The sequence below is a fragment of the Spirosoma taeanense genome (assembly GCF_013127955.1).
GTDB classification, from domain to species: domain Bacteria; phylum Bacteroidota; class Bacteroidia; order Cytophagales; family Spirosomataceae; genus Spirosoma; species Spirosoma taeanense.
Genome location: NZ_CP053435.1, coordinates 4,464,177 through 4,490,568, shown reverse-complemented (window position 1 = coordinate 4,490,568; position 26,392 = coordinate 4,464,177). Strand labels below are relative to the sequence as shown.

Below are 26,392 nucleotides of genomic sequence, written 5' to 3'. Positions count from 1 at the left end.
TCTTCCTGCTGCCGGTCGTAGCGTGCCTGTTCTTCGGCACGCTGTTGTTGCTGATGCTCATACATCTCCTGTTCGCGCTCATCGCGTTCTTCCTTACGTCGCTGGTCATATTCTTCTCAGTGCCGCTTATTATCAGCCTGCTCCTGAAGTCTTCGGTCGGCTTCTTCTTGCTCCCATTCACTATGACGTTGGGCTGGTGATCGGTAACCGCCACTAAACAGGTTGAGCAGTGAGCCAGCTAGTCCCCATACCTGCGCGTTTTCGTCGCCAACCGGCCTGAATCGGTTGTTCGCTTCGCCTGATTGAGCTATCGGCTGATCAGCACTGCCCGTAGACCGGCGGACTGGCCAGAATAGTTTGGCCAGCAGCAGGGCCACCAGAAGGAGCATACTGATTCGAAAGCGGGCTTTGCTGCCCCGAGCGAATGTGTGATGATTTGCCATTGCTGTTATGGAGTTTGTCAACAGAAAGGTCACTGGCTATCTGCGGAAAGCAATGTCCGGCGCAGGAGTTGACTACCAGACTCGTCGTCGGGGGCAGCTATACGGAAATTGCTGATACTCTCCGAAAATCCATCATTGTCTTTGAACGCCCGTCCTGTGTTCACCGGAATCAGGTCGTTGTTGGGATCGCCGTAGTCATTGAGCATAAACAGCGTACTTTGCAGATTGCGGATGCCGGTCGGGGTTATTTCGCCGGAATAGACATCCAGTGTGCGGCTACGGCTCCCGTTGCTGGGCCTCACGGTTTCAAGCACGATGAACAGTGAAAAGAAGTTACCGCTGCCGGAAAGCAGCGTTCCCTGGCCCGTTGAGGTGGCAATCACCCGGCTGCCATCCACCGCCTTAGTGTCGAGTGAGGCTGTCAGCGCAGTACGATTCTGATTGTAAATTTTTAATTTCAGATCAGCAAATCCGTCCGGCTTTACGGGCTCATTCGGTACGGTACTTTTGGTCATGTACAACCGCGAAATCAAGTACGCGCCTTCTACCGGGGGTGGCGTACGCCCGTCGTATACAGGAACACCCAGATCACGTATTTTGGCGATGGTTTCGGCCGGAACAGCCTTTAGAATGGCGCTGCTGAAATCGTTGCCGTTAGGCTGGATGACTTCTCGTTTTATAGTGCAGCCTGCCAGACAGAATAGCAAAGAGGCCGCTGTAAAAAATACTTTTTTCATACTACTGGTGTGAAGATTAAGTTAGAATAAGAAGCCGACGCCAATGCGCAATCCTGCATAATTCATTGGTGGAACGCCATACTGGCCGGTCCAGGTAGCTTTTTGGTGGGCTCGGTAAAACAAGCTTAAGTCAGTCCACACGCGTTTACTACGGTTAGTGGTGTAACCTATCGCTCCGCCATAGCCGATTTGCAGGCCCGAAAAACTCTCACGGCTGGAATCAAATCCCGCCTTGATCATCAATAGATTGATGCCTGCTTCGGGAGTCAAATGGACGGAATGTGTCAAGTAAACAGGTATGGATAGAAATAATGGAATCTGGGTAGCTTCGCTGAAGTACTGACTCTGTACAGGGCCTTCGGCGCTTTCTTTGTAATCAACCTGAGTTGACCAACGCCAGTAACCCGTTTGCAGCGCTACGGTAAACCAGTTCGAGAGCCGGTATCCTACTAAGCCCTCCCCACCGAAACCAACGACGTGCGCATAGCCATCGGTTTTACTGGTCCAGTTGGGCCGGTCTCCAACCATATACCCAGCCGCTCCCCGTAGTTGTGTGTACAGTTGCGACGCTTTGCGCACAGTAGGCGGCTGTTGGATAATGGTCGTTGGGGTTTGTTCAGGCGGGCAGTCAATAAGTTGCACCCGGCCGTCGGCAAACTCTACCCGTAGCACACTACCACAGGGAATTTCTTGCAGAGGGTCATTTTCTCCAGTTTTGTAGAGTATGGTCCGATCCGACAAATACACTAGCGGCACTAAAATGGTCTGTCCGCTGCGCAGGTAGATTTTGTTCACTACCTCAGTATTGAGACCAATAAACTGCATCTCAACCCGCCGATTCAGCAACCGGCCGCTCTCCGTTGTATTGGGCGCAACGGGCCGCTCTTCTCCATAGCCCCGAAACGTAATCCGTTTGGCCACTACCTGTCCTGGCCCAATCAGGCGGTCACGCACGGCCCGGGCGCGATTTTCCGACAATACCTGATTATTGCGGGGTAGCCCGATGTTATCGGTATGCCCACCAATTTCGAGGATAACCGCTGGAATTTTGTTGAGTACGGCCGCTATTGTATCGAGATAAACCGCGCTGCTAGCCGTAAGCCGGAAAGAGTTTGTCTCAAAATTAATGTCCTGAAGTTTAATTTTCAGCCCTTTCAGATTAGGCCGCTGTCGCAACGAGTCGAGAATTTGTTGAAGCGGGCTGTTAATCCGCGCGACCGAATCGCGGGGTGTTGACTGCGGTTGCTGTGAACGGGCCGGATTAACTAGCAGGGCTATACCTAGTAGAAGCCAGTAAAGCTTAGTCATAAGCAGAAGAAGGGTAAAGGATTAAGAAAAACGACGCGAAGATCAAAAGCAGTGCTCGGGCGGGCGAGCTAGCTCAACCCACCCGAACAGTTTGTTTATTACTGCTTTTTCAGGTCAGAAAATCTGCCGTAAACAGAAAGGGTGTATTTGCCGATACCACTGTCAAGGGGCGTCACTACAATCTTATATTGCCCTTTAGTGGTAGCCCGGATCAGAGCCACGTAATTTCCACTGCCAGAGTAACCGATCTCTTCTCCGTTAGGGTTATACACGTTGAAATAGCCCCTGATATCTGGCGAACGAAGCGAAACATCAATAAGGGTGTTATTATCCGTTACGTTTAGTGTATACGTTGTCGCAGCGTTTTTGCCTCTGTACTCATCTTTCAGAATCGATGACTCGAACACATATTGTTTCAGATTTTGTACCTGGCCGAATATATCTAGGGTATACTTACTGATCGCATCCCGTCTGCCTGAACCAAGCCAGAAACCATAGGTGCCTTTGTTGAGCTTCTCATTTAAATGATTGGGTGTCCCCACACCAGAGTAGCGGACCTCGGCGCCCGAAGGTCCAAACAATGTCATCCAGAGGGTCGTCTCCCCCGACTGTATATCAAGATCGGTATACGAATTATCGGCTACTACGTCGAACGTATAGTAGTGATTACGAGGTGTATACTCATTCCCGCCCCCGCCTTCCGGCCCAAACGTTACTTCAGTTGCTTTGGCGCGTAAGGCCGCTACACGGACGAAGTCTGCGCTTAAACCGCGTCCTTTTAAGGTATATGCACCAATGTCGTATCGTCGGCCTGAACAAACCATAATCTTGTATTTTCCGGAATTTACAATCACATCTTCCGTCTGATTACGTCCGAATCCTGACCGGCCAATTTCCTCTCCGTTCGGATTATAGACGTAAAGTCCCACGTTGATATCTGGTGAGGTCAGCGTCAGAGAAACGGGCTGATTGTTGGTAACTACCTCGAACGTGTAGAAGTGATTACGGGGCGTGTAGTCGTTGCCCCCGCCAGTTCCATCGGCAACTGTCCAGCTTCCCGTAGTTACGCGAACTACAGGCACCGTTACTGTTACAGTAACGTCGGCCGTGACCGCTGGCCAGACACCATCCGATACGGTTAAGGTCATGACGTAGGTGCCTAAACCATCGGGAGTTAACTCGGCTACTGCTTTATCGGCATTGGCCAAAGTAGGATTACTGCCCGTTGGTTTGGCTTTGATAGTCCAGTTGTAAGTTAGTCGGTCGCCATCTGGATCGCTTGATTTTGATCCATCTAGCGTCACCTTACGGCCGGTCGAAACGGTGGTTGATACTCCCGCGTTGACATTTGGCGGGCTACCTGGCAACGCCACTGTAATTGTCACTTCCATTGAAGAAGTTTGTCCATCGCTGTTAGTCACCGTCAATACCAGCACATAGATGCCGGGCTTATCGGGCGTAAACTCCGCCACCATGTTGTTCGGGTTGGTAATTACCGCTTTACTGTCGGCGGGCTTGGTTTTGATTGTCCAGGTGTAAGTCAGGCTTTTCTGCTGAGGATCGCTTGACGTTGATGCGTCGAGAACAACCGCTTTATTTAGTACGGCCGTCTGAGTTACACTAGTGACTTTAGCGACGGGAGGTTGCCTTGGGGGCTTATTTTCTTTGTTACAGCTAGAGAAGATCAGGCACAGGAATGCCACCTTTAGCAATAATGCAGCCGGATGAGATTGCATCCATACACTTAATCGGATTGATCCCAACTGAAGAAGTAATCGTGGTTGCATAAAGGATGAAGGTTTATAAAAGTGGTTGATAAATTTTGCGGGGAAATGGATTTAGTCGTACTATACAGTACGGGAGCTTTATCAATGGCAGGCCTGGTCGTAGTCGTAGACATGCCGGACAAAATCCCGCCAGGCGGAAGCAGGATACTTGGTAGCTAACGCTGGACAATCAGCGTACAACTCCTTGAATTTGGATTCGTATTCCCCTTTCCGCAACCGGTATGCTACGTTGTTTTTTCGTATGTAATAGGACTTGTCAAGGCCACCGGTAATCATCACAGGTCCGAAACCAACTCCAGACGTTTGGCCTGCTGCCGGATCATGATAAACCCGGATCTTATTGTCAAAGCCGGGATTCAACAGTTGAAGTAATACATCGCGCTGCTGATCACTCAGATATTCATGATAGAAATTGACCATATCCCGCTTGATTTCATTCATGTTCGAATTCTTGGCTCGGTAGACTGATCCTACCGATTCTAGTGCGGCAATGCCCTTAGCGGCATCGGCGGGTGGAAAGCCCATTTCCTGTAGGTCGGCAGCGTTATATTCGACTGACTTTCCATCGGCTGTTTTGACAGTAAGCCCTTCGATAGCGCCTTTCTTACGACGAATTTTCTCAAGTATGACCGTTAAACGCTGTCCATCTTTGGTAATTAAATACCCTGGCTTCTGCATGGACAAAAATTCCATTTCGGGCAAAAACTGTTGTGCATGAACGGCAGTAATTACTAAGCTGGTGACCAGCAGACTTACAAATAATAGTTTCATTGCGTAGTAGCTATAAAGTGATCGTTTACGAGGTATGGGTGAAATTGGTGACTCATGAGTGACTAGTATATCCTCTGCCAGGAGACGCTTTGGTCAGTAGGGTACATAGATTGGTTTTCTTTTATCTAGTAAGCCGTTTTTTGAAATTACAAGTGGGTTTAGCTTACTATTAATTACAATATGTACATAGGCTAAGGCTACTAATACTAAAAGAGAATAGGTTGAGAAGCTGGTGTGGATACAAATGGAAAGCGGCTGTTTGACCTGACAAAAATGGGAAGGGGCAATAATTTACGCTGCTGAAAAACAGCAGTTTGTGGAGTAGCCAATTGGAAAATTTCCTGTCTTTTGATCTTACTTCTGGAAATTTTCTTCGAGCCTGTGGAGCTGGATGCCGTACTTTGCTATGTATTTATGATTCACTCGAATGGCCTTTATCAAATTGGCCTGCTGGCTGCTCCTGTTGGTATCAATTAAGTCGGTCGCGGCTTCTGTGCCACTAACCGATTCAACGGGTCGACTGTCCATAGGCCAGTGGGTTGAGTATGTGGAGGATTCGACGTACCAGCTCTCGTTAAGCGATGTTCGTTCAAGACTGTACCGCAACCGGTTTATCTCAACTCACCAAAAGGCTCCCAACTTCGGCTTTCGAAATGCTGCATTCTGGTTTCGCTTCAGCGTGCGCAATCTCTCACGCGACAGCCTGTGGGTGTTTGAGCAAGCTCTGCGAGGCATGGGTCAGATTGAGGTATATGTGATCGATCCCGGAGGTCGGGTCCTACCGCAGTGGGGCGGGGATTTTATCTATTCACGTAAGCAACAGCTGGCCAGTGCTGGCTACGCATTTCTGTTACGCGTCGGTCAGGGTAAAGTAGCAACGGTGTACGTACGAATGGTACCCTACGGAGGCCAGGCGTTTTTTCCGATGTATCTGTCAACCCTATTCGTTTACAAACAACATGACCAGCTTGCCGTCCTGCTATGGGGTATTTATTACGGGTTGTTGTTAACTGGCTTTTTGTACCACCTGTTACTATGGATGTTTACCAGGCAAACCGCTTATGCTTATCTGAGCCTGTATCTAGCTACGTATTTTTTATTCGAGATTAACCGGGGGCTGAGTCCAGCTCAGCAATATTTATGGCCCGGTTTGAGATGGCTGATCCAAAATGGCCTGAACCTATTTTTTACCGTTACCCTGCTCGCATTTGTTAACTTCTATAGTTACGTATTCGGTTTTAGGTTAGAATCCAAACGAGCGAAGATTAGTACAGCTTTAATAGCTGGGTACATCATTTGTTTATGGTTGCTTCTGTTCTTTGTTCCTGGACTGTCTCGTAACTTCATCGCTATTTGCCAATTTCTACCTACGGCTGGTTTTCTGGTTGTTGTTGGTTTCCGAAAATTGCGGGCGGGCCATATCTATACTCATTTTTATTTGTATTCACTTATATGCTTCATTGGTGGAGGAGTCCTGTTTTCAATCAATCGGGCAGGTATCTTACCCGGTGACGACTTCGCTGTACATTATACGGGTAACCTCGGTTCCATTCTGGAAATCATTCTAATGTCGTTTGGTGTTGCTTTTGCCTTGCGACAGGAGCAGAGAAATACTATATACTTTTCCGAAAAGGCCAGGACTGCATTTACCGAAGGGCGTGCCGAGGAACTCAACTTGGTAGCCCTGCGGCTACACCACGAAGCGGGGAATAACCTGCTTCTGCTCTTGAAAACCATTGAGCGGCTTTCGCCTGATCAGCCTATTTCGGGGCAAACCATCAAGATGCTCTACAGCCAGGCTTTTGACAGCTACTCGATGGTACGTAACTGGGCATATTCCGCAACGCCCGAAACACTCCTGAATCAGGGATTGGCTATTGCTCTGCAAAAATTGATAGACCGGGCTAATCAGACGGAAACTGTCTCGTTTTTGTTGTTAATAACAGGTGATGAAGATAAACTGCCTTTGAAGGTTCAGTTTGAATTATACTATGTCTGCGTTGAATTGGTCAATAACATAATAAAACACGCGCAGGCAACAGAAGCGAGTCTATACGTTTGTATCCAACAGAACCTTGTTATAACCGAATGCCGCGACGACGGCATTGGCTTCATTCAGCCGGTGGGTTCGTCTGCAGGAGGCATGGGATTAGATACAATTAGGAAGCGACTGACTCGCATTGGTGGCACCTATGAAACGCATCGGCTCCGTGATCGTGGAATGAAAGTAGTTGTTCAGATTCCGCTGTCAGATCAGCCCATTCTTACGGGCAAATAAGGCAATGCCTACATCGCCGACAACACCAATTTTTTCGGCAATTCGCTTGACCTGAGCATAAATAGCTGACGGTGAGAGGTTCATCTGAGCTGCTATCTCTTTCTTGGGCATATCCTCCGCCACTAATTTAATAATAGCCAACTCATCGAGGGTAAGCGCTTTCAATTCATTAGACTGCCCATCAGCGTCTACTCGTCTTTGTTGCAACTGGATCAGCGTTCGGGCAACAGCCGGGGATAAGTATTCCTCTCCATCTACTACGGCCTGCAATACCAGGCGAAGTTGGGCCTCAGTTTCGTATTTGACCACGTAGCCATTTGCCCCTGCCAGAACACCTGCCTGTACTACCTCGGCATCATCAAACTGTGTATAGATCACCGATCGAATAGCTGGGTGTTGTTGGCGGGCAAGAGTTACTAGTCGAAGACCCGCTTGTTTTTCGTCAAATAACTGAACATCGGCGATTAATAGATCAAATGATTGCCTGAGCAACATTTTTTCTGCCTCTGCTAATCGGCTAACGCATTGCACATCATACTCTGGATTAATATCATACAGAATTCGTTTAATACTCGCTGTCATTAGTGGAAAATCCTCTGCTATCAGCACTGATTTCACCTTATCCATAAATTGGTAACAACTTCGTAAACCATTGTTTATCAATGAAGCAAAGTGATATTGGCCTCATTTTCCATGGTTCCAAAGTAATCAGGAATTACGGTTAGGTATAGCAGTAACGAGGTAAAATATATTAAAGGGGGGTACTTTTTAAAGTGCCGGATTCGGGGGTAAACCTCCGAATCTAATGAAAACAAAACGCTTATTGACCAACACTGACCGGATAATCTTCCGGAACGCATTCCTGAAAAACAATGGCACGTCTATCAAAACGGATTATCTTCAGAATAGCGAAGTATGGGGCTGTTATCTGAATGACCATTTAGTAGCTGGATTTATTATTAACCGTACACTGCCGCTTCGTTATCTGGAACATTTTTCCGAAGCTTTCGGACAGGAGTTACTGCGGTCGCACCAGCTAAACAATGTAACCGAGGTTACCTGCATCTGGCACGCGCGCGATCGGCCTTTCCCAGTTTTTGCAAAGGCAGAATTGTATCTACAGAGTGTTCTAAAAGCAGTTACCTGGCAGTCCTGGCTAGCTAACACGACAATTCTCGGGGGTAGTTTTGAAGCGAAAGTAGCCCGGCGGCAGCGAACGCTCCTTTGCCATCTGTTGTTTCAGGAAACTATTGAGGTGAATGGACAGTTGAAAAACGCTCAGCTTTATTACGCTCATGCCCAACTAGTTGTCTTCCGGTTTCCCATTGCCATTTCCCGTATGTTGATCGAGGAAATTAAGAAAAGTCTAAGTACACGAATACAACAGCTACAGAAGCAGTGGCGGCAACTCATTTTTAACTTCCTGACTAAAAGCAGGAAGGTCACTCCGAAAAATAGCTAGATCCGCTCAAGTGTAATGATAGAAGATCATGCTATATACCACACTTATCCATATTGAGTACTGAAGCCCACCAAATCAGCGACATCTACCAGGCCGTCTGGTGGGATAAGTAATAGTCGGTGAATTAGAGCCAAACCCTGCCCGTCAATCAGCGCTGATTGACGGGCAGGGATTTAGATTTTAAAGGGGTGATAGAATAAGAAAGCTAGCCTGCGACGTTCCTGTTCAAACCGAGTTGCAAATTTTGAATCATTGGCTGAAAAATACCTGAATACATCCGGGCATATGCAAATCTGGCCGGTGGGTCAAAGCCCGAACAGTTGACGTTTGACGAAAATTCGAATTGGTTTGCCCATCCCGCACCCGATAACAACTGGATTGTGTACATTGCCTACACGTCCGATGAAAAGCAAAGTCATCTGTTCGGTAAAACGTTAAGCTGCGCCTGATGGACCTTAAAACCAAAGCCATTAAAGACATTCCTCTGGTGTTTTACGGTAGTCAGGGTACGATCAGCGTACCGTCGTGGAGCTCCGATAGCCGAACGATTGCCTTTGTTAGTTACCGGGTCAACTAAGAAATTATCTCAAACTTTTTTTCGCGTGAAAAACCATAACCAAGCTTCAAGAAGACGTTTTCTACAACAAATTGGGGCAACCAGTTTAGTGGCCGCGTCCTCGCCCTTATCGTCGCTGGCCGCTCGTGCCAAAGCCGAAGAGCGCATCTTACACTATGAAAAACCCATCTCGCCCAACGATACTATCCGATTAGGGGTGATTGGGTATGGGGTTCAGGGTCATTTTGACCTTAATACGGCCCTCAAAGTGCCGGGCGTTGAACTGGCGGGCATCTGCGATTTATATACAGGCCGCCTTGAAAATGCCAAAGAGCAATATGGTACTGAGTTATATACGACCCGTAACTATAAAGAACTATTAGACCGGAAAGATATCGACGCGGTGATTATTGCCACCCATGATGTCTGGCACGCGCGCATTACGTTGGAAGCGCTGGCCAAAGGCAAGCACGTGTATTGCGAAAAACCGATGGTCTATAAAATCAGCGAAGGGTATCCGGTCATAGCAGCCGCTAAAAAGGCGGGTAAGGTATTGCAGGTGGGTAGCCAACGGGTCAGTAGCATCGGGTATGCCAAAGCCAAAGAACTGCTGGCGGCCGGTGAAATCGGTAAACTCAACATGGTGAATGCCGTCTATGACCGGCAAAGCTCGATTGGCGCCTGGGAATACACGATTCCTAAGGATGCAAATGCCCAGACAACGGATTGGGAGCGGTTTATTAGCGTAACGGCTACTAAAATGCCGTTCGATGCCAAGAAGTTTTTCTGGTGGCGGGCGTTTAAAGAGGTAGGTACGGGCGTAGCGGGCGACCTGTTTATCCACCTGCTGAGTGGTACGCACTTTATCACCAACTCAAAAGGGCCCCAAAGCATTTATAGTACCGGGCAGTTCAGTTACTGGAAAGATGGACGTAACCTGCCCGACGTAATGTCGGGCGTGATGCAATACCCCGACAGCCCCGAACATGCTGCGTTTCAGTTGACCCTGCAGGTGAATTTTATCAGCGGTACGGGCGGGCAGGAGGTGATCCGGCTGGTTGGTTCGGAAGGAGTTATTGATGTGGTTGGTAATAACATCAGCGTCAGGCATAGTCTTATGCCCGAAGCGCCCGGCTTTGGCGGTTATGATTCGGTGTTCACCTTCTCCAAGGCGATGCAGGAAGAAATGCGACAGGAGTATGATGCCAAATGGACTCCTGAGCAACGAAAAAGACCAGTCAAGGAGGATATTGTTTTTAAAGCCCCCGATGGCTATAGTGATCATCTGGATCACTTTACCAACTTCTTCGATGCGATCAGAATGGATAAACCCGTCGTGGAGGATGCCCAGTTTGGCTTTCGGGCTGCCGCACCTGCGCTGTCCTGTAACGCAAGTTTCCTGAGCAAAAAAATCGTGCAGTGGGACCCTGTCAACATGAAGTTGAAGGTATAGGGAAAGGAAGCCATAAAAAGAACGGTAGTTAAGCGAGCTGCTCAATCTCGCTTAACTACCGTTCTTTTTATGAACAAATGACAACGTAAGTGCATTTGAGGTATCTCACTAGCAGTGGCGTCTAAACCGTATTTTCAAGTAGACAATAGGGTTCGTTTTGCGGACTCCTGTGCGTTGGCCCGGAAAGCACTCGGAGAAATGCCTAACCGCTTCTTAAACAGGCGGGCAAAATAACCCGGGTCCTCAAAGTTCAGTTGATACGCAATCTCGGAGATCGAGTAAGCGGAATGTAATAAATAGCGCTGCGCTTCCAGCAGAAGCTGATCCTGTATCACCCCTAATGCCGACTGTTGAACCACCGTTCTGCAGACGCGGTTTAAGTGTACGGCCGTAATGCCAATCTCCTGCGCATACTGACCAATGCTACGTTCGCCCGGCAAGTGCAGTTTGATCAATTGCTGAAACCGGCGGAAATACGCTAAGTGGCGATTGGTGGCTGCCTGGTTATTCACTGAACGTTTCTGCACGAATCGGTATATACTCACTAAGAGCAGCGAGAGGGTGGCTCTGATGGCAAACCCCCGCTCGGGCAAATCATCGTACAATTCAGTGTGTACCTGCCTGATTAAGTCAACTATCGAGCTAAAGGCGAACGGATCCTCTTCTGCCAGGATAATCTGTGGCTGGCTTAGGGCCACTAATACTAAGGGAGATGCCTGAAAAAACGTTTCCAGATAGGCATTCGAAAATAACAGCGCCGACCCGCTCACATCTTCCGAAAACCGGCAGCTATGCACCGTATCAATCGGGATAATAACCAGGCAAGGTGCCTGCAACTGGACTGTCCGGGCGCCTAACTGGCTCGTCAACTGGCCCGTCTCAACGAAGAAGATTTGGAATAAATCGGTGTGTACGTGTGGTTCAATTGTCCAGTCTACCTTACGGAGACGGTCGCCGAATTGTTCACTAAAGACGTAATCCGGCAAATGAGGGGTATAGGCTTCTCCATACACGTCGTAGTTGGTGATGGTATTGTTCATGGGTCATTATCAGTCTTTTATTGCTGCCCATCCTAAATGAGCTGCTGGAAACTGAAAGGGATTCAGCTTTTGAAAATACTCAACGGGTCGGCTAATGCGGATCAGACCTGAAGAATAACGCACAGCTAAAGGGTTTAGCTATGTTTTATTTGTCCTACTCTAAAATCGGATTGTGACAGGGCTGCGCTTAGGGTAGGACTACCTTTGTTCCATGCAACAATCGAAATGGATCAACAGGCAACTTCTTCTGGCTACCCTGACTGTGGCAAGTCTCTGGAGTTCGCCCATACAGGCGCAAACGGCCGATGCCGTTACCATGCAGCGGGGCACCAGCATCACCGGCGGACTGGCGGCTATTCAGGCTGTAACCCCGAAAGGAGAACTGCCAGGTGAAAAAATACCCTACTTCATTCGGCAGGGCGATGGGGAACGTCATCTGGTGGGCGGTCTGGTCGTTAACCTCATTGCCCGGGGCAGCGATACCGGCGATCTGTATGAATGGGCCGTAATCACGGGTGGCAAGGGTGCCCAACTGCCATCGCATACCCATGCCAGCACCCACGAGGCTATTCTGGTGCTGGAAGGTGAAGTTGATTTGTGGCTGGCTGGTACCCATTACCGGTTGATTAAAGGTGATTTCGCCAGTGTTCCCCCGGCTACGGCCCACGCGTTTCGCCTGATGAGCCATCATACGCAACTAGCCTCTATTACGAGTGGCAATCGCATCAGTGCCTTATACCAAACGATGGGTAAGCCCTATAAGGGTTATGTGCAACCTTCGGATGCGGTGCCTGCCCTCGATGAGACTACGTTAAAAAAAGCCGAACAGACCGCCGATGTTCACTTCGATGGCCAACCGCTCAGCGGGCAAACGCCCCAACGGGTCACTAATGCAGCGTTACCTAAGACCGTGGCCCCTTATGTGTTAGCGGCTGGCGAGGGAGATCGGTACACGATTGGCGACCAGCTTTTTGGTATCCTCAGCGATAACGCGACTACGGCCGGAAAACTGCTGGTGGTTACTACGGAAGGCCCGGCCGGACAAATGATCGGCAAACACTATCACCTCAAACATTCGGAAACCTTCTTCTGCATCGATGGGCAGATGAGTATGTGGGCTAACCAGCTGCTGCTGGATGTCAATCCCGGCGATTACGTGGCGGTGCCGGCCGGAACCATCCACGCGTATCAGCTCAAACGTCCCTATACCCGCTTCATGGGCGTTCTGACCCCCGGTATTTTCGAAAACTTTTTCCGTTCAGCATCCGCCTATTCCCAGCACGTGTATCCGCAGGTTCCCTTAGGTGGGCCTAACTTCAGCAAGCTCAACGAACTGGATCTGGTGCTGCTGGAAGGGCCTCCCGCACCTCCGTCCAGCCAGGTCAAAAAGGACTAGCATACTACGCGTTACGTATTGATTGCAACTTCTCGATCAATACGTAACGCGTTTAAACAGAGGTAAGAATCAGTAGTTGATTCGTTTGCTTTCGAAAGCATTCATCCCAAACCCCAAAAGTCACTAGCCCTTAATCCACTGAAAACTATGCGGTTCTCTACTGTTTTGCTCTTTTTACAGTTAGCCGGTTTTTCTCTTTTTGCCCAAAGTCATAAACCTCCGCATCTGGAGAAAAAAGGAAATACGGTGCAGTTGGTTGTAAACGATAAGCCTTTTTTAGTTCGGGGCGGTGAGCTGCACAATTCAACCGTTTCGGGGGCGGCTTACATGCGGCCGGTATGGGCTCAGATGAAGAAGAAACATGTCAACACGGTTCTGGCACCGGTGTACTGGGAACTGATTGAGCCACAGGAGGGAAAATTTGATTTTGCTCTGGTGGACAGTCTGATCTACGGGGCCAGAAAACAAAATCTGCATCTGGGTATTCTCTGGTTTGGCGCTTTCAAAACTACCTACTCCACCTACGTACCGTCCTGGATCAAGACCAACGTTGAGAAGTATCCAAGGGCCAGAAACAGCAAGGGCGAACTGCTGCCTATGCTATCTGTATTTTCCGAGGCTAATCTGAAAGCCGATGCCAAGGCGTTTAAAACCCTGATGCAGCACATCCGGCAGGTAGACGAAAAAGATCAGACCGTGATTATGGCGCAGGTGGAAAATGAAGTCGGAATCTTCAACAATCCGCGTGACTACAGTGATGCTGCCAACAAGGCGTATGATCAGGGCGTTCCGGCCGACCTGATGCGCTATCTGGCGGCCAACAAAGGAAAGCTGCAACCGGAGATTGACAGTGTATGGCGGGCCAGTGGCTACAAAACATCAGGAAGCTGGGAAGAGGTGTTTGGTAAAAGCCAACTGGATGAGAAGAACCCTAAAGTCTTTTCATATTTCCCCGAAGAACTGTTCTCGGTTCATCAGTACACCAGGTTCGTCGGCCAATTAGCGGGTGCGGGCAAAGAAGCGTATCCGATACCGATGTTCGTAAACGCCTGGCCGAAAGCAGCCGGGTTTACGGGTGTGCCGGGCAAATACCCCAGTGGTGGTCCCGTTCCGCACACCCTGGATATCTGGCGGGCCAATGCGCCCGCAATTGATTTCATTACGCCGAACGTCTACGCATCGAAACAGGGAATTTATAACCTGGTGGAGCAATACCATCGCCCCGGTAATCCGGTGTTTATTCCGGAGATCAGACAGGGACTGGAACCCGCCAATCTGGCTTTGTGGATATACGGTCAGCACGACGCTATGGGTGTGGCTCCCTTCGGGATAGACGCTACGCCGGCCGAAGAGGACCCGTTCACCAAAACCTTTGCCGTTCTGGAGCAGGTGCAGGAACTGATTCTGCAACACCAGGGGAAAGGAACGATGGCTGGCGTATTTGTCGATACAACGGCTAAGTCACAAACGTTTACGTTGCCGGGCTATTCGGTGAAGGCCGACCTGGTGGTACCCAGGGTATTTCCTGGTGCGCCACCCGCCGTCAAAAGCGCTACGCTGGCGGGCGGGCTGGTTTTTGCCGTTGGTCCGGATGAATTCATTGCCGTGGGGAGGGATTACGAGCTTACGTTTACGCCCTTAACCGCAAACGCCCAGAAGCCTCAGGTGGACGTGGACTTCATGGATGAAGGCTCGTTCGTAAACGACAAATGGGTAACCACCCGTCGACTGAACGGCGATGAAGGCACCGGTGGCGGTAGCATTGGCAGCTTTGCGATAAAAAATACGCGAGTTGGCATGCTACGCTTTCAAAAGAATCCGAATGGCGATTACAGCGTTGTCCGCATTAAGTTTTACCGGTACTAAGGGCGTATAACCTGACACGTAACACCGGTTTTCTAATACGTCGCCCAGAGCGGAATTGCTAATGAGTCGGATCAAACTCTTTACGTAAAATGTACGGAGAGCAGGTACGTGCAGGAGAGTTTAGTCTGGTCAACTAGCAATATTTGGCTATTAAATTAAACTCTACCTCTATAGCCAATAGCCCCTGTTTCAGGAAGGAACGCGGAGAATGTGCCAGCATCCGCTGCGTAGAATGGCGCTCTCCTGATTCGCCTGCTTACGAACACACTAACCCTAACCAGGAACCCCAATGAAAAAACGTTTTGTAAAAGGACTCGCACTCGGGCTGCTCGTATCCGCCTACGGCCAAAGCCAGGCGCAGACGAAAACCACCGACCCGCTGTTGAAAAATTTCATGACCACCAACGAGGCCGCGAGGCCCCGGGTGTGGTGGCACTGGATGAACGGCAATATCACGAAAGATGGGATTCGCAAAGACCTTTTGTGGATGCACCGCTCCGGCATTGGTGGTTTCCAGAATTTTGATGCGGGCCTCACCACCCCGCAGATCGTCAGCAAGCGCCTGACTTACATGACCCCGGAGTGGCAGGATGCGTTCCGCTATACCACCAAACTGGCCGATTCCTTAAAGCTGGAGATGGCCATTGCCGGTTCGCCCGGCTGGAGCGAAAGTGGTGGGCCGTGGGTAGAGCCCAAAGACGGGATGAAGAAAATTGTCTGGAGCGAAATGCGGGTAAAAGGCGGGCAGCCCTTCAACGGCCAGTTACCCAAGCCGCCCAACACAACCGGCGACTTTCAGAATCTGCCCCTACTACCGGGCTTCGGTGCTGCCGGGCCGGTTACCCCGGCGGCCGAGTATTACGGCGATATTGCCGTGATTGCTTACCGGCTGCCAGCCGCCGACATAGCTCTGGATGACCTGAAACCAACAATTACCTCGAGCGGTGGCAGCTTTAATTTGGCTCAGCTAACCGACGGTGACCTGGCTACTACGACGCTGCTGCCATCCGACACGGTAAAGGGATACGCCTGGATACAGTACGAATTTACCCAGCCGCAAACGATCAAAGCCGTATCGGTGGTGGGTGGTGGAACCTTCATGGGGTTTGGCGTGCCTCCGGCCAGCGAGGATCGTATTCTCGAAGCGAGCGATGATGGCGTGAATTTTCGTCGGATAGACGTTATTCCAATCAGTACGCTGCGGCAGCTGACCATCAGCATTCCGGCAACAACCGCTAAATACTTTCGGGTAACCTTTAAGAACCCGCCACCACCCATCAACTTTGGGGCATTGATGGGTGGAAGACGGGAAGCTCCCAAGCCCCCGGCCGGAACGGGTATTGCTGAACTGGTACTTCATCCGGCGGCACGAATCAACCACGCAGAGGAAAAAGCGGGATATGCTGCCGGCGTCAATCTGAGTAAATACCCTACGCCAGCAGCCAGCGATGTCGTGGCCGAAGCAGACGTTGTGGATTTGACCAGTAAACTGACGACCGACGGTACTCTGAACTGGACTATACCGTCTGGCAACTGGAAAATTGTGCGGTTTGGCTATTCCCTTACGGGTAAGCTAAACCATCCGGCCTCACCCGAAGCGACGGGACTGGAAGTTAACAAGCTGGATGGCGAAGCCGTGAAACGGTACTTCGAAAACTACCTGGATCAATACAAGAACGCCACCGGTGGGTTGATGGGCGCCAAGGGGCTGCAGTACATGGTTACCGATAGCTACGAATCGGGGCAGGAAAACTGGACGCCGAAAATGGCCGAAGAATTCCAGAAGCGTCGTGGCTACAGCCTACGGCTCTGGATGCCGGTATTAACCGGAGCCGTCATTAAAAGCGTGGAAGCCAGCGAGCAGTTTCTATGGGATTTTCGCAAAACGATCGGCGAGCTTATTGTGGAGAACCATTACGACCAATTGACCGACATTCTGGCTAAGCGTGGCATGAAGCGCTACACCGAATCGCACGAAAACGGCCGGGTGTTTATCGTCGATGGGATGGAAGTGAAGCGGACGGCCGCGGTGCCCATGTCGGCCATGTGGACACCAGGCCCGGGCGGCTCTACATTGAGTATGGCGGAAGCGGATATTCGCGAGTCGGCATCTGTCGCGCATATCTACGGCCAGAATCTGGTAGCGGCCGAGTCGTTGACCGCCATTGGTTTTGGACCCAATGGTGCCTGGTCGTATTCCCCAGAAAAGCTGAAACCTACGGCTGATCTGGAGCTGGCCAACGGCCTGAACCGATTTGTCATTCACACGTCGGCCCACCAGCCGGTCGATGACAAGATTCCCGGCTTAGGGCTTGGACCTTTCGGGCAGTGGTTCAACCGGCATGAAACCTGGGCTCCGCAGGCGAAAGTCTGGACGGATTACCTGGCCCGTAGCAGCTACATGCTTCAGCAGGGTAAATTCGTGGCCGATGTAGTGTACTACTACGGCGAAGACAATAACGTTACGTTCCTGTTCGGTCAGAAGATGCCCGCTATTCCCGCTGGTTACAACTTCGACTTTATCAATGCCGATGCGCTGGTCAACCTGCTCCAGGTCAAAGAGGGCAGGCTCGTTACCCCCAGCGGTATGCGCTATCGGGTAATGGCTCTGGATTCCAACAGCCGTCAGATGACCTTGAAGGTAGCCCGTAAACTGCGCGATCTAGTGAAAGCCGGGGCCGTTGTGGTTGGTCCGAAGCCCACTGGCACGCCCAGTCTGAACGACGACAAAGCTGAGTTTAACGCCATCGTCAATGAACTGTGGTCGGCCAACGGGAGCGCAGCAGCCGGTAAAGTACGTGGACAATCCCTGCAGGCCGTGCTCAGCGACCTGAACGTAGCCCCTGATTTTACGTATGCAAAACCGCAGGCTACTACCGAACTACGGTTTGTGCACCGTACGCTGCCGGGTGCTGATGTGTTCTGGGTAAACAACCGGAACAACCGGGTCGAGGATTTGCAGGCCCGCTTCCGCGTCAGCGGCAAAGAAGCCGAAGTGTGGCATCCCGAAACCGGTAAGGTCGAGAAAGTAAGCTACTCGTCTGCAAACGGCATTACCACCGTTCCTCTGCACCTGGAACCTGCCGATGCAGTGTTTGTCGTGTTCAAAAACACCACTACGCAGGCAAGTTATACCGCTCCGCAGCGCGTAACGAAGGAATTGATGACGCTTGACGGGCCCTGGAACGTAAGCTTTCAACCCAACCGGGGTGCACCTGCACAGGCTACGTTTACCCAACTGGCTTCCTTCACGGACAACAGCAATGCCGGTATCAAATACTTCTCGGGAACGGCTACCTACACCAAGCGGGTCAACGTACCGGCTAACATGCTGGCCGGTGGCAGACAGGTGATGCTTGACCTGGGCGACGTAAAGAATCTGGCCGAAGTGACAGTAAACGGAAAGTCGCTGGGTACAGTCTGGAAGGCACCCTTCAAACTGGATGTGGGTAATGCCCTGAAAGCGGGGGAGAACGTCATTGAGGTAAAGGTTACCAACCTGTGGGTGAACCGCCTGATTGGCGATGCGCAGCCCGGTGTAACCAGCAAGATTACGTACACAGCTTTGCCATTTTATCAGGCAGACTCGAAGTTGTTGCCTTCGGGTTTATTAGGGCCGGTTAAGCTGATCGCGGCATCCGTGGAAAGTAACTAGTTACCGTAAATTGCCTGCCGCCCGGCTGTAATATGCTTTTCTCACGTATTGCAGCCGGGCTTTCGATGTAGCGCTGAAGATCAAGGCTCACTTACTGGTAGAGCTTACTTCAGAACTTTTCTGGTAGCCGATGCGCATGGCTACAGCCGTAATGCTCTGGCCCGGTGGCAAGGTAACGGGACCGGTATAGACCCGCCAGCCTGAACCGGCACCTGCTGGTTTATACGCTAGAGAAGCCCCTGGCGTCGAACAGCTCAGCGTTAGTTTATTGCCCGACCAAATCATTTGTGGAGACGCGGTTGTCGGCGGTGTATCCTGCCCGTGCCACCACTGCCGCACAAGTTCCTTCTCCGGAATGGCCCCCAGGTCTTTAGTGTCAGTCAGCCAGCGATCCATTTCCTGCCGCAACCGGCGTAAATGCTGGCTATATGCAGGCTGCGTCGCGAGGTTGGTTAATTCATACGGGTCGGTTTTCAGGTCGTATAATTCCTCAACGGGTTTGGTTTTCTGGAACCACAACATCTGCGTCGGGTTGAGAGCCCCCGCATCGCGTAACCGTAACAGCTCGGCCATCATCGGCTGTTGTTTTCGGTAGTCAATATCCATGTAAAGCGGTTTCTGAGGAAAGAAATTACGGATGTACTGGTAGCGTCCGTCATGAACCGTCCGCACGCGGTCGTACTCTGAATCCAGCCGGTCGCGGGCCGCAAAGACGTACCGATGCGGCTGAATACTGGCGGGCCGCTTTCCCGTTTTTAGGTTTAGAAAAGCGTTTCCCTGCATATAATCCGGCGGCTTGATACCGGCCAGCGTCAGGACGGCTGGAGCAAGGTCGATCATCGAAACAAGTTCCTCGCGGGTGGTTCCGGCAAAACGGCCGTCTGGAAACCGCACAAGCAGCGGCACCCGCAGACCCCGGTCATAGATCTCACGTTTGACGAACGGAAGGCCATCGCCGTGGTCGGACCAGAAGAAAATGATCGTTTTATCAAGCTGGCCATCCGCTTCCAGCTCGTCGAGCAGCTGGCCCACCCAATCGTCCATATCCCGAATGTTGCTGTAAAACCGGGCCATATCCTGCCGAACGGTCTTCGTATCCGGATAATAAGGCGGTACATGTAGCTGAGCCGGATTAGCCCGAAGCGGTAGGTCTTTCCGCATCCATACCTGCGATTCATGCGTAACGACGCTGTTGAATACCGCAAAAAACGGTTGGTCCGGGCTGCGATTGCGCCAGTGCGCCTTTTTGCTGACTTCGTCCCAGACCGTTGGGGGCGCTTCAAACTGGTAATCGGTTTTGTCGTTATTGGTGGTATAATACCCGGCCGCCCGCAAATATTCTGGAAACGCTTTTACATCAGGCGGCATCACAATAGAGTATTCCTTTGGCAGGCCAGTTTTTTCGGGATAGGTGTTGTTGAGCGTGCGCATATTGTGACCGCCGGTGCTGGTCTGGTACATGCCCGTAATGATGGCGTTGCGGCTTGGTGCACATACACCGGCCGTGCAGAAGACGTTTGTGTAGCGAACACCCTCCCGCGCCAGCCGACTGATATTGGGCGTGCTGATGGTTGAATCGCCATAACTCGCCAACCGGGGCGACATATCTTCGCAGGAAATCCAGAGAATGTTGGGGCGGTCGGGAGCCGGGGCTAAATCTTCAGAAAGGGGAAGCCAGCCCGAGGCCAGTCCGGCAACGGCTAACAGCAGTAAAAAGAGAGCAGAACGGTAACGCATAGGCAGCACCTGATTTGAAATCGGCAACTGCTGCTAAAAGACCATAAGCGATGGTTTTTATACTTGCGGCTAACTTATTTATCTGTGCATTGCGACGCCGTGTCCAAAGCTTCTTTGAGTCAGCCTTTGGATTACTGGCTACCCCCGATCATCAGTCGGTTTTTCGGAACGTCATAAGTGGTTTGCCGTCCTGCAGCAAGATGAGATTGCCCTCGCCAACACGGTAGGTTAGCGGCTGGCTCAGAGCCTCCAGAAAATCGCCTTCAAAACGACCCGTTTCGCCCGCGCAGGCCATTTTGGTCGTTACCAGCGGTCCAAACCGAATTTGCCGACTGTCGGACTGCACCTTTCCGCTGAGCCGGTTACAGCCGGTTGTGCCAGTTACGCGCTGATTGGTCAATGAAATTTCAAGGCGGGGCAACTCATTCCGCGGGCCGCCAGCCGTTACGGTATGATTCTGAAAACTGGTCAGCACCCACGTGTCCTGCAGCAGAGTAATCTGTCGGAGCGATACGCCACAGCCGAGATAACTTTTACCGTGTACGTCTACTTCCACGCGGTAATCGAACCGATACCCCGACGCATTGTCCACGCAGCTGTCGGGTCTGAACAGCACTCTGATGCGTCCGGCGGAGTCACTCAGGTCAACATTGAAGCGGAAAGAACCGTCGGAATCGTTTAACCGCTGTGGTACATTCGATAGAACACTGTCGCCGTTGAACGATTTAAACCGAAGTCCCTGGGTTGGATTGATGGTCATTGACCAGTCAGGGTCGTTACCCAGCGCAACAAGCTCATCGCCCGCCCGGAGGTTACGGCTGAAATCGGGCAGGCTGGGTGTTGGCGTCTGGGTGGTCGCTTCAGTTGGCTTATTGAGCGGGGTAAGCGTAGCGGCCAGCTGGCGCGACGGACGACGGCAGGCTGTAACGAACAGCAGGAGGCCAAACAGGAGAAAGCGCATAGGCAGGGCGTTGACGAATGCGGTTAGGCAATTCCGGACGATTAGCGAGGTTACGGCAGGTATTAAACAGTCTAACCAGACGAAGAGTTAAATCTGTTTATTAACAAAACGTTATGAAGAAGGGATGGATTATTGCGCTTACACTCCTGCTGATTGGAATCGTCGGAGCTTTTATCTGGTATAGTCGTCTGAAAAGCAATGCCGCAGCCGAAGGTGGGCCGTATGATAACACGCTCAAGCCACGGCTGGAGATGAGCACCATCGACATCCACAACATCGACGATGATTATATCGACATGGATGTCAGGATGTTGATCGACAACCCATTACCCGTAGGCTTTAAGGCAAGTCGACTCAATTACACCGTATTGATGGCCAATACACCTATCGTGGAGGATAAATACGAGAAGGCCATTGAAGTAAAATCTGGCGACAGCACCTACGTAACACTGCCGATGCGGGTAATGATCAAAAAACTGTCGACGGTGCTGGAAACACTTGATAAAAAAGGCATCGACAGTACAACCTATACCGTTCGGAGTACATTCGACCTCGATGTCCCCATTCTTGGCAATCGTACGTTTAGCCAGACCTTTGAAAAGCGGTTACCCACGTTTTACATTCCGAAGATAAAAGTCGAAGACATTGATTTCGGCAAACTGGGCTTAAAGCGAACCGACGTAGCGGCTAAAGTGAACATCGTCAATAAAAACAAGTTCGACTTCAGTTTTACGGACACGCGTTATACGGTATCGATTAACGGCAAAGAAATTGCGGAAGGGTATCAGCCAGAGCCCATCGTTATCAAAAAGCAGGCCACTACGCCCGTGGTATATCCTATCACGATCAAGCCGGGCCAGACGCTGGAATTGTTGCCGAAAATGTTGTTCGATAAAAAAGACACCCCTTTTCTGGTAACCATGACTAGTAAACTTATCGATAAAAGCGGGAGCGTAATGCTTAATAATAGTAAATTCAACACCACCATTCGGGGCACGCTTGCCGACTTCAAAAAAGATTAATGAAATCACAGTATGATCTGATTGCCATTGGAGCCGGTTCGGCTGGCTTAGGTGTTTCTATTGCCATGAAGCGGCTCGGCTTTGAGGTCCTGCTCATTGACCGATACGACCAACGCATTGGGGGTGACTGTTTGAACGACGGCTGTGTGCCGAGTAAAGCATTAATCCACGTAAGCCGGATGATGCACAACGCTCGTCGGACGCAGCCGTTTGGCTGGACAGCCGAGGGTGCTACCGACCTGGCTGCCGTGATGCAGTACGTACGGGAGCGGCAGGACATTATCCGGGCGCATGAAAATGCCGCGTACCTGCGCGAAGCCGAAAAACTGGACGTAGCGCTGGGCACAGCCTCATTCGTCGGTAAACAGGAAATCGAAGTTCGCCCGACTAACGGCGGACCCCCCGAACGGACATCGGCCAGGAATATCATTCTCTGTACCGGATCGAAACCCCGGCAGCTCGACGTGGAGGGGATTGACCGGGTTAACGTTTATACCAACGAAAACATCTTTACGCTCAAACAACTACCACAGCGTCTGCTGGTCATTGGAGCCGGTCCCATTGGCATAGAAATGGCTCAGGCTTTCCAGCGTTTTGGCAGCCAGGTAACGGTGGTTGGTAGCGAAGCACGAATTCTGGATAAGGAGTTGCCCGAGGTATCTGACCTGCTCCAGAAACGTCTTGCCGAAGAAGGAATTGAGTTTAAGCTGAAAAGCCGGGTCAACGCATTTCGCGATGCCCATATCGCCGAAGTCGAATCCGCTGAGGGTAGGGTAGAACTCGTTCAGTTCGACGTAGTGCTGGTCGCTATTGGCCGAACCTTCAACTACGATGACCTGAACCTGGCGGCTGCCGGTATTGACCTGGATGACCAAGGCCGGCTTAAGCTGAATGATTATCTGCAAACCACCAACACCCACGTTTTTGCTGCGGGCGACGCGGCAGCCGGTGCGCCAGCCGGTCAGCGCCTGTTTTCTCACGCGGCCGAACTGCATGTTTCGACCCTGATCAGCAATCTGATTACGCCCGGCCGGGTGCTGGACAAAAAACTGACCTACGATTATTTCTCCTGGGTCACCTTCACCGATCCTGAAGTCGCAACGTTCGGGCTGCTGGACGATGAGCTAAAGAAACGCAGCATCGGCTACGAGCGACTGGAGTATGACTTTGCCCACGACGACCGGGCCATCATTGAAGACTATGAATACGCCCGGATGATTCTGTTCACCGAACCGAAAGGAATCAATCCGTTCGGGACAAAAATTCTGGGCGGCACCATCATCGCGCCGAACGCGGGCGAGCTGGTGCAGGAGTTGATTCTGGCCATTCAGCACAAGCTAACGGCGGGCGATTTCTTTAACAAGATTTACCCCTATCCAACGGCCAGCCGCGTTAACAAATCGGTCTGGGTAGATCACATATCGGACAATCTGCCGGGCATAGTCAAAAAGGCCGTGAAGTGGTTGTACTGAGCCGTCGTATGGCAATCAAATGCCCCAGCAGGACGATTGGAACAATGAAGCCGGGCAGCCAGATGAACGGAAACTTCAGCACGGCCACATTCGGCTGGTCAAAAGCCAGTTGCTGAAACGGCGACGGGGCCGACAGCACTGCCAGCGTAACAATATTGACTAACAACAGCAGGGCAGCACTGTGCCAGACCAATAGCCAGCGCATAGAGAGCACCGGCCGACCCAGGGTGAAATAAGCAATGAGCGGTGCCGTCAGCCCCGCCAGAATATCAAAATTGCGCCCATCGAACGTCATGAGTTCGGGAATCTGCCGATGTACCGCCAAACCGTAAAGCACCAGCTCGACCGGTATGCGAACCATGTTCAGGTATGTAAGGGTCGATAGCGGCAGCGCATCCACAAACCGGCGGCCACCTTTTGTAACGAACAGGGCCAGAATCAGCAACAGGTTGGGCAGCACTGCTACAACCAGCCGGGGTGGAAAGACGTCCAGCTTTGTGAAAAAGTCCTGGCTAGCCAGCAAACCCAGCAGCGCCAGCCAGCTAAGCAGACCCAAAAAAACAGCGGTGGTGAGCCTGGGAGTCCCCACGCGAACAGCCCGGACAAACCCCCATAACGTAACAGCGGTTGTTAAGGCAAAGGCAATCGCGAGCCAGAGGGGAGGGGCCGTTGTCAGATTTGTCAGGGTAGGCTGCATGTCAACAGGTGGCTTATAACTTGACGAATACGTATGGGTCGTATTCCACAAAGTCGCTGGCCTTAATCACGACGCTCTCCGCCGTACTGCCTTTCGTTGAAAACTTCGCCGGAAAAACGCCAAACGCCTGATTGGAATACGTAAGCCGGAAGGTGTTATCGTCCATGTGATCCAGCCGGGCCGACAGGTTGGGATGATTCTGAAAAGAAACTTTGAGGCCTGTTCCATCCGGCTGGATCGAAATGGTGCCGTATAGCTCATGCCGATACGTACCCGTATAAGCTGCTAAGGGGAGTTCGGGTTTGGCTTTCCTGGCTACCCGTTCAGCCAGAGCTTTGAGTTCCTGCTGTTGCTGCGCATCGTCCCGCCTGGCACCCGTCAGAAAAAACTGGCTACGGTTGGTGTACGGAACGCCCAGATAGGCATCCAGAATCTGATACCGCAAGGCTTCAAAAAAGCTTTGGTTATCCTGATTGGTCAAAATGGTAATGGCTAGCTTCTCTTCCGGTACAAAGCAGGTGTTGGTGACAAAGCCAAAGGCTCCGCCCGTGTGCCAGTATACCTCGCGCCCGTTGTAATCGGTCATCAACACGCCTAAGCCGTAGGCCCGGACATGCGTCGGGAAAACACTCGATTTACGGCTCCCCAGCAAGGTATTGGCATCGCGGGTTTTCTGGATAACCGGCCAGGGCAATACGCGTTTCCCCTCGAACCGGCCGCTGTCCAGCTGCATCAGGAGCCACTTGCTGAGGTCTTTGACGCACGAGACGATACTGCCAGCGGGGGCCATATTATCAATATTGTCGTAGGGAATGCGCGTCAGGCTGCCAAAGCTGGTCGTGTAAGGGCGGGCAATGTTGGGGCGATTTTCAGCCCCAGCCGTCAGCATATACGTATTGGTCATGCCCAGCGGCTTCACAATGTTGCTTTCTATGTACTGCTCCCACGTTTGGCCGGTCACTTTCTGGAGAACTTCGCCAGCCGTCACGAAACCGGAGTTGCAGTAGCCGTAATCCTGCCGAAACTGGCCTTCTGGCTTCAGCAGACGCATCCGTCGGACGATCTCGGCTCTGGATAGGTTTGAGTCCCAGAACGTAAAATCACCCTGGAACGTCTTGGTGCCCAGCCGGTGGCAGAGCAGATCGCGAACGGTTACCAGCTGCGTGGCTGCCGGATCGTAGAGTTTGTAATCGGGCAGGTATTTCGTGACCTTATCGTTCAGCGACAGCTTTTTCTCGTCTTCAAGCCTCGCCATCGCCGATCCGGTGAAGAGTTTGGAGTTAGTAGCAATGAAGAAAAGCGTATTCTCGTCAACCGGTTCATTCTGGCCAACTTCCCGTACGCCGTAGCCCTTTGATATAACGGCTTTGCCGTCTTTGACAATCGCAATAGCCAGACCGGGAATCTGCCAGTCGGCCATACCGCGCTTTACGTAACTGTCGAGGCTGTCACTAATGAAAGCGGGTTGTTTTTGCGCCGAAGCGACAATTGAAACGATAAACAAGAGAAGGAGGAGCAGCGTTTTCATGCCCGGAAATTAAGCGTTTACCGGGTATTTAGAAATAGCTGTTTAAGAGAACAGAGCTCGGTAAGCAGTTCCGGCACTACGGCCTACACCATCATTAGAGACTACAATTAATCGTTTTCAAACTCTTACAGGGCGATTCGACCTAGCCAGCCGGTCACCTTTTACCAGGTGCCTTCATCATTAGAACAGACATATGGTTGACTACGTTTAGAGCCTTTTGCCT

20 protein-coding genes and 1 pseudogene are annotated in these 26,392 nt (G+C 51.2%); 10 read left to right on the top strand and 11 right to left on the bottom strand.

Features of this window, described 5'->3' with window-relative positions; translation table 11 throughout:
• Positions 1-116 precede the first annotated feature (116 nt).
• The 5 genes from HNV11_RS18715 to HNV11_RS18695 all read right to left on the bottom strand — a co-directional run bounded on the left by HNV11_RS18715 (position 117) and on the right by HNV11_RS18695 (position 5,046).
• The gene (locus tag HNV11_RS18715; RefSeq protein WP_171741110.1) at positions 117-443 is read right to left on the bottom strand and encodes a hypothetical protein; all 327 of its coding nucleotides are present in this window, start codon (positions 441-443) and stop codon (positions 117-119) included.
• Positions 444-472: 29 nt separating this feature from the next.
• Positions 473-1,180, bottom strand: coding sequence for a hypothetical protein (locus HNV11_RS18710; protein WP_171741109.1), 708 nt, complete (start codon positions 1,178-1,180; stop codon positions 473-475).
• A 21-nt stretch (positions 1,181-1,201) separates the two neighbouring features.
• Positions 1,202-2,488, bottom strand: a complete 1,287-nt coding sequence (locus HNV11_RS18705; protein ID WP_171741108.1) for an OmpA family protein — start codon at positions 2,486-2,488, stop codon at positions 1,202-1,204.
• A 98-nt stretch (positions 2,489-2,586) separates the two neighbouring features.
• Positions 2,587-4,275 (bottom strand): PKD domain-containing protein, encoded by a 1,689-nt coding sequence (locus HNV11_RS18700; RefSeq protein WP_171741107.1) that lies wholly within the window; start codon positions 4,273-4,275, stop codon positions 2,587-2,589.
• 81 nt (positions 4,276-4,356) lie between these two features.
• Positions 4,357-5,046 (bottom strand): hypothetical protein, encoded by a 690-nt coding sequence (locus tag HNV11_RS18695; protein ID WP_171741106.1) that lies wholly within the window; start codon positions 5,044-5,046, stop codon positions 4,357-4,359.
• A 427-nt stretch (positions 5,047-5,473) separates the two neighbouring features.
• Between HNV11_RS18695 and HNV11_RS24245 the strand changes: the two are divergent.
• Both HNV11_RS24245 and HNV11_RS18690 read left to right on the top strand, forming a co-directional pair.
• Positions 5,474-5,923: pseudogene (locus HNV11_RS24245) on the top strand (7TMR-DISMED2 domain-containing protein); the annotation flags it as partial.
• 48 nt (positions 5,924-5,971) lie between these two features.
• Positions 5,972-7,324 carry a sensor histidine kinase gene (locus tag HNV11_RS18690; protein ID WP_240163563.1) on the top strand — a complete coding sequence of 451 codons (1,353 nt, stop codon included), beginning with the start codon at positions 5,972-5,974 and terminating at the stop codon, positions 7,322-7,324.
• On the opposite strand, the gene HNV11_RS18685 is transcribed toward HNV11_RS18690, so the two are convergent.
• Positions 7,295-7,951, bottom strand: a complete 657-nt coding sequence (locus tag HNV11_RS18685; RefSeq protein WP_171741104.1) for a DNA-binding response regulator — start codon at positions 7,949-7,951, stop codon at positions 7,295-7,297. The two genes, HNV11_RS18690 and HNV11_RS18685, sit on opposite strands and share 30 nt — an antisense overlap.
• A 178-nt stretch (positions 7,952-8,129) precedes the next feature.
• Here HNV11_RS18685 and HNV11_RS18680 point away from each other — a divergent pair, with 178 nt between their 5' ends.
• From HNV11_RS18680 to HNV11_RS18670, 3 genes are all read left to right on the top strand, one after another.
• Positions 8,130-8,786, top strand: a complete 657-nt coding sequence (locus HNV11_RS18680; protein ID WP_171741103.1) for a hypothetical protein — start codon at positions 8,130-8,132, stop codon at positions 8,784-8,786.
• A gap of 448 nt (positions 8,787-9,234) precedes the next feature.
• A complete protein-coding gene (locus tag HNV11_RS23855) occupies positions 9,235-9,363 on the top strand; it encodes a TolB-like translocation protein (protein WP_205402738.1) in 129 nt (42 codons plus the stop codon).
• A gap of 25 nt (positions 9,364-9,388) precedes the next feature.
• A complete protein-coding gene (locus HNV11_RS18670; protein WP_171741102.1) occupies positions 9,389-10,795 on the top strand; it encodes a Gfo/Idh/MocA family protein in 1,407 nt (468 codons plus the stop codon).
• 134 nt (positions 10,796-10,929) lie between these two features.
• Here HNV11_RS18670 and HNV11_RS18665 read toward each other — a convergent pair whose 3' ends face one another.
• The gene (locus HNV11_RS18665; protein ID WP_171741101.1) at positions 10,930-11,835 is read right to left on the bottom strand and encodes an AraC family transcriptional regulator; all 906 of its coding nucleotides are present in this window, start codon (positions 11,833-11,835) and stop codon (positions 10,930-10,932) included.
• Positions 11,836-12,046: 211 nt separating this feature from the next.
• Here HNV11_RS18665 and HNV11_RS18660 point away from each other — a divergent pair, with 211 nt between their 5' ends.
• The 3 genes from HNV11_RS18660 (at position 12,047) to HNV11_RS18650 (ending at position 18,752) form a co-directional block, all read left to right on the top strand.
• Entirely contained in the window at positions 12,047-13,231 is a 1,185-nt protein-coding gene (locus HNV11_RS18660) for a quercetin 2,3-dioxygenase (protein ID WP_171741100.1), read from the top strand.
• Positions 13,232-13,378: 147 nt separating this feature from the next.
• Positions 13,379-15,097, top strand: coding sequence for a GH35 family beta-galactosidase (locus HNV11_RS18655; protein ID WP_171741099.1), 1,719 nt, complete (start codon positions 13,379-13,381; stop codon positions 15,095-15,097).
• A 289-nt stretch (positions 15,098-15,386) separates the two neighbouring features.
• The gene (locus HNV11_RS18650) at positions 15,387-18,752 is read left to right on the top strand and encodes a glycosyl hydrolase (protein WP_171741098.1); all 3,366 of its coding nucleotides are present in this window, start codon (positions 15,387-15,389) and stop codon (positions 18,750-18,752) included.
• An 87-nt stretch (positions 18,753-18,839) separates the two neighbouring features.
• Here HNV11_RS18650 and HNV11_RS18645 read toward each other — a convergent pair whose 3' ends face one another.
• Positions 18,840-20,489: a sulfatase-like hydrolase/transferase gene (locus tag HNV11_RS18645; protein ID WP_171741097.1), complete on the bottom strand. Its 1,650-nt coding sequence runs from the start codon at positions 20,487-20,489 to the stop codon at positions 18,840-18,842.
• A 151-nt stretch (positions 20,490-20,640) separates the two neighbouring features.
• A complete protein-coding gene (locus HNV11_RS18640) occupies positions 20,641-21,450 on the bottom strand; it encodes an META domain-containing protein (protein WP_171741096.1) in 810 nt (269 codons plus the stop codon).
• 113 nt (positions 21,451-21,563) lie between these two features.
• Between HNV11_RS18640 and HNV11_RS18635 the strand changes: the two genes are divergently transcribed.
• Entirely contained in the window at positions 21,564-22,472 is a 909-nt protein-coding gene (locus HNV11_RS18635; protein WP_171741095.1) for an LEA type 2 family protein, read from the top strand.
• Positions 22,472-23,944 (top strand): dihydrolipoyl dehydrogenase family protein, encoded by a 1,473-nt coding sequence (locus HNV11_RS18630; protein ID WP_171741094.1) that lies wholly within the window; start codon positions 22,472-22,474, stop codon positions 23,942-23,944. Before HNV11_RS18635 ends, HNV11_RS18630 begins: the two co-directional genes overlap by 1 nt.
• Here the strand turns inward: HNV11_RS18630 and HNV11_RS18625 are convergent.
• Positions 23,916-24,641: a hypothetical protein gene (locus HNV11_RS18625; protein ID WP_171741093.1), complete on the bottom strand. Its 726-nt coding sequence runs from the start codon at positions 24,639-24,641 to the stop codon at positions 23,916-23,918. The genes HNV11_RS18630 and HNV11_RS18625 overlap by 29 nt on opposite strands.
• A gap of 13 nt (positions 24,642-24,654) precedes the next feature.
• Positions 24,655-26,169 (bottom strand): serine hydrolase, encoded by a 1,515-nt coding sequence (locus HNV11_RS18620; protein ID WP_171741092.1) that lies wholly within the window; start codon positions 26,167-26,169, stop codon positions 24,655-24,657.
• Positions 26,170-26,392: the final 223 nt, after the last annotated feature.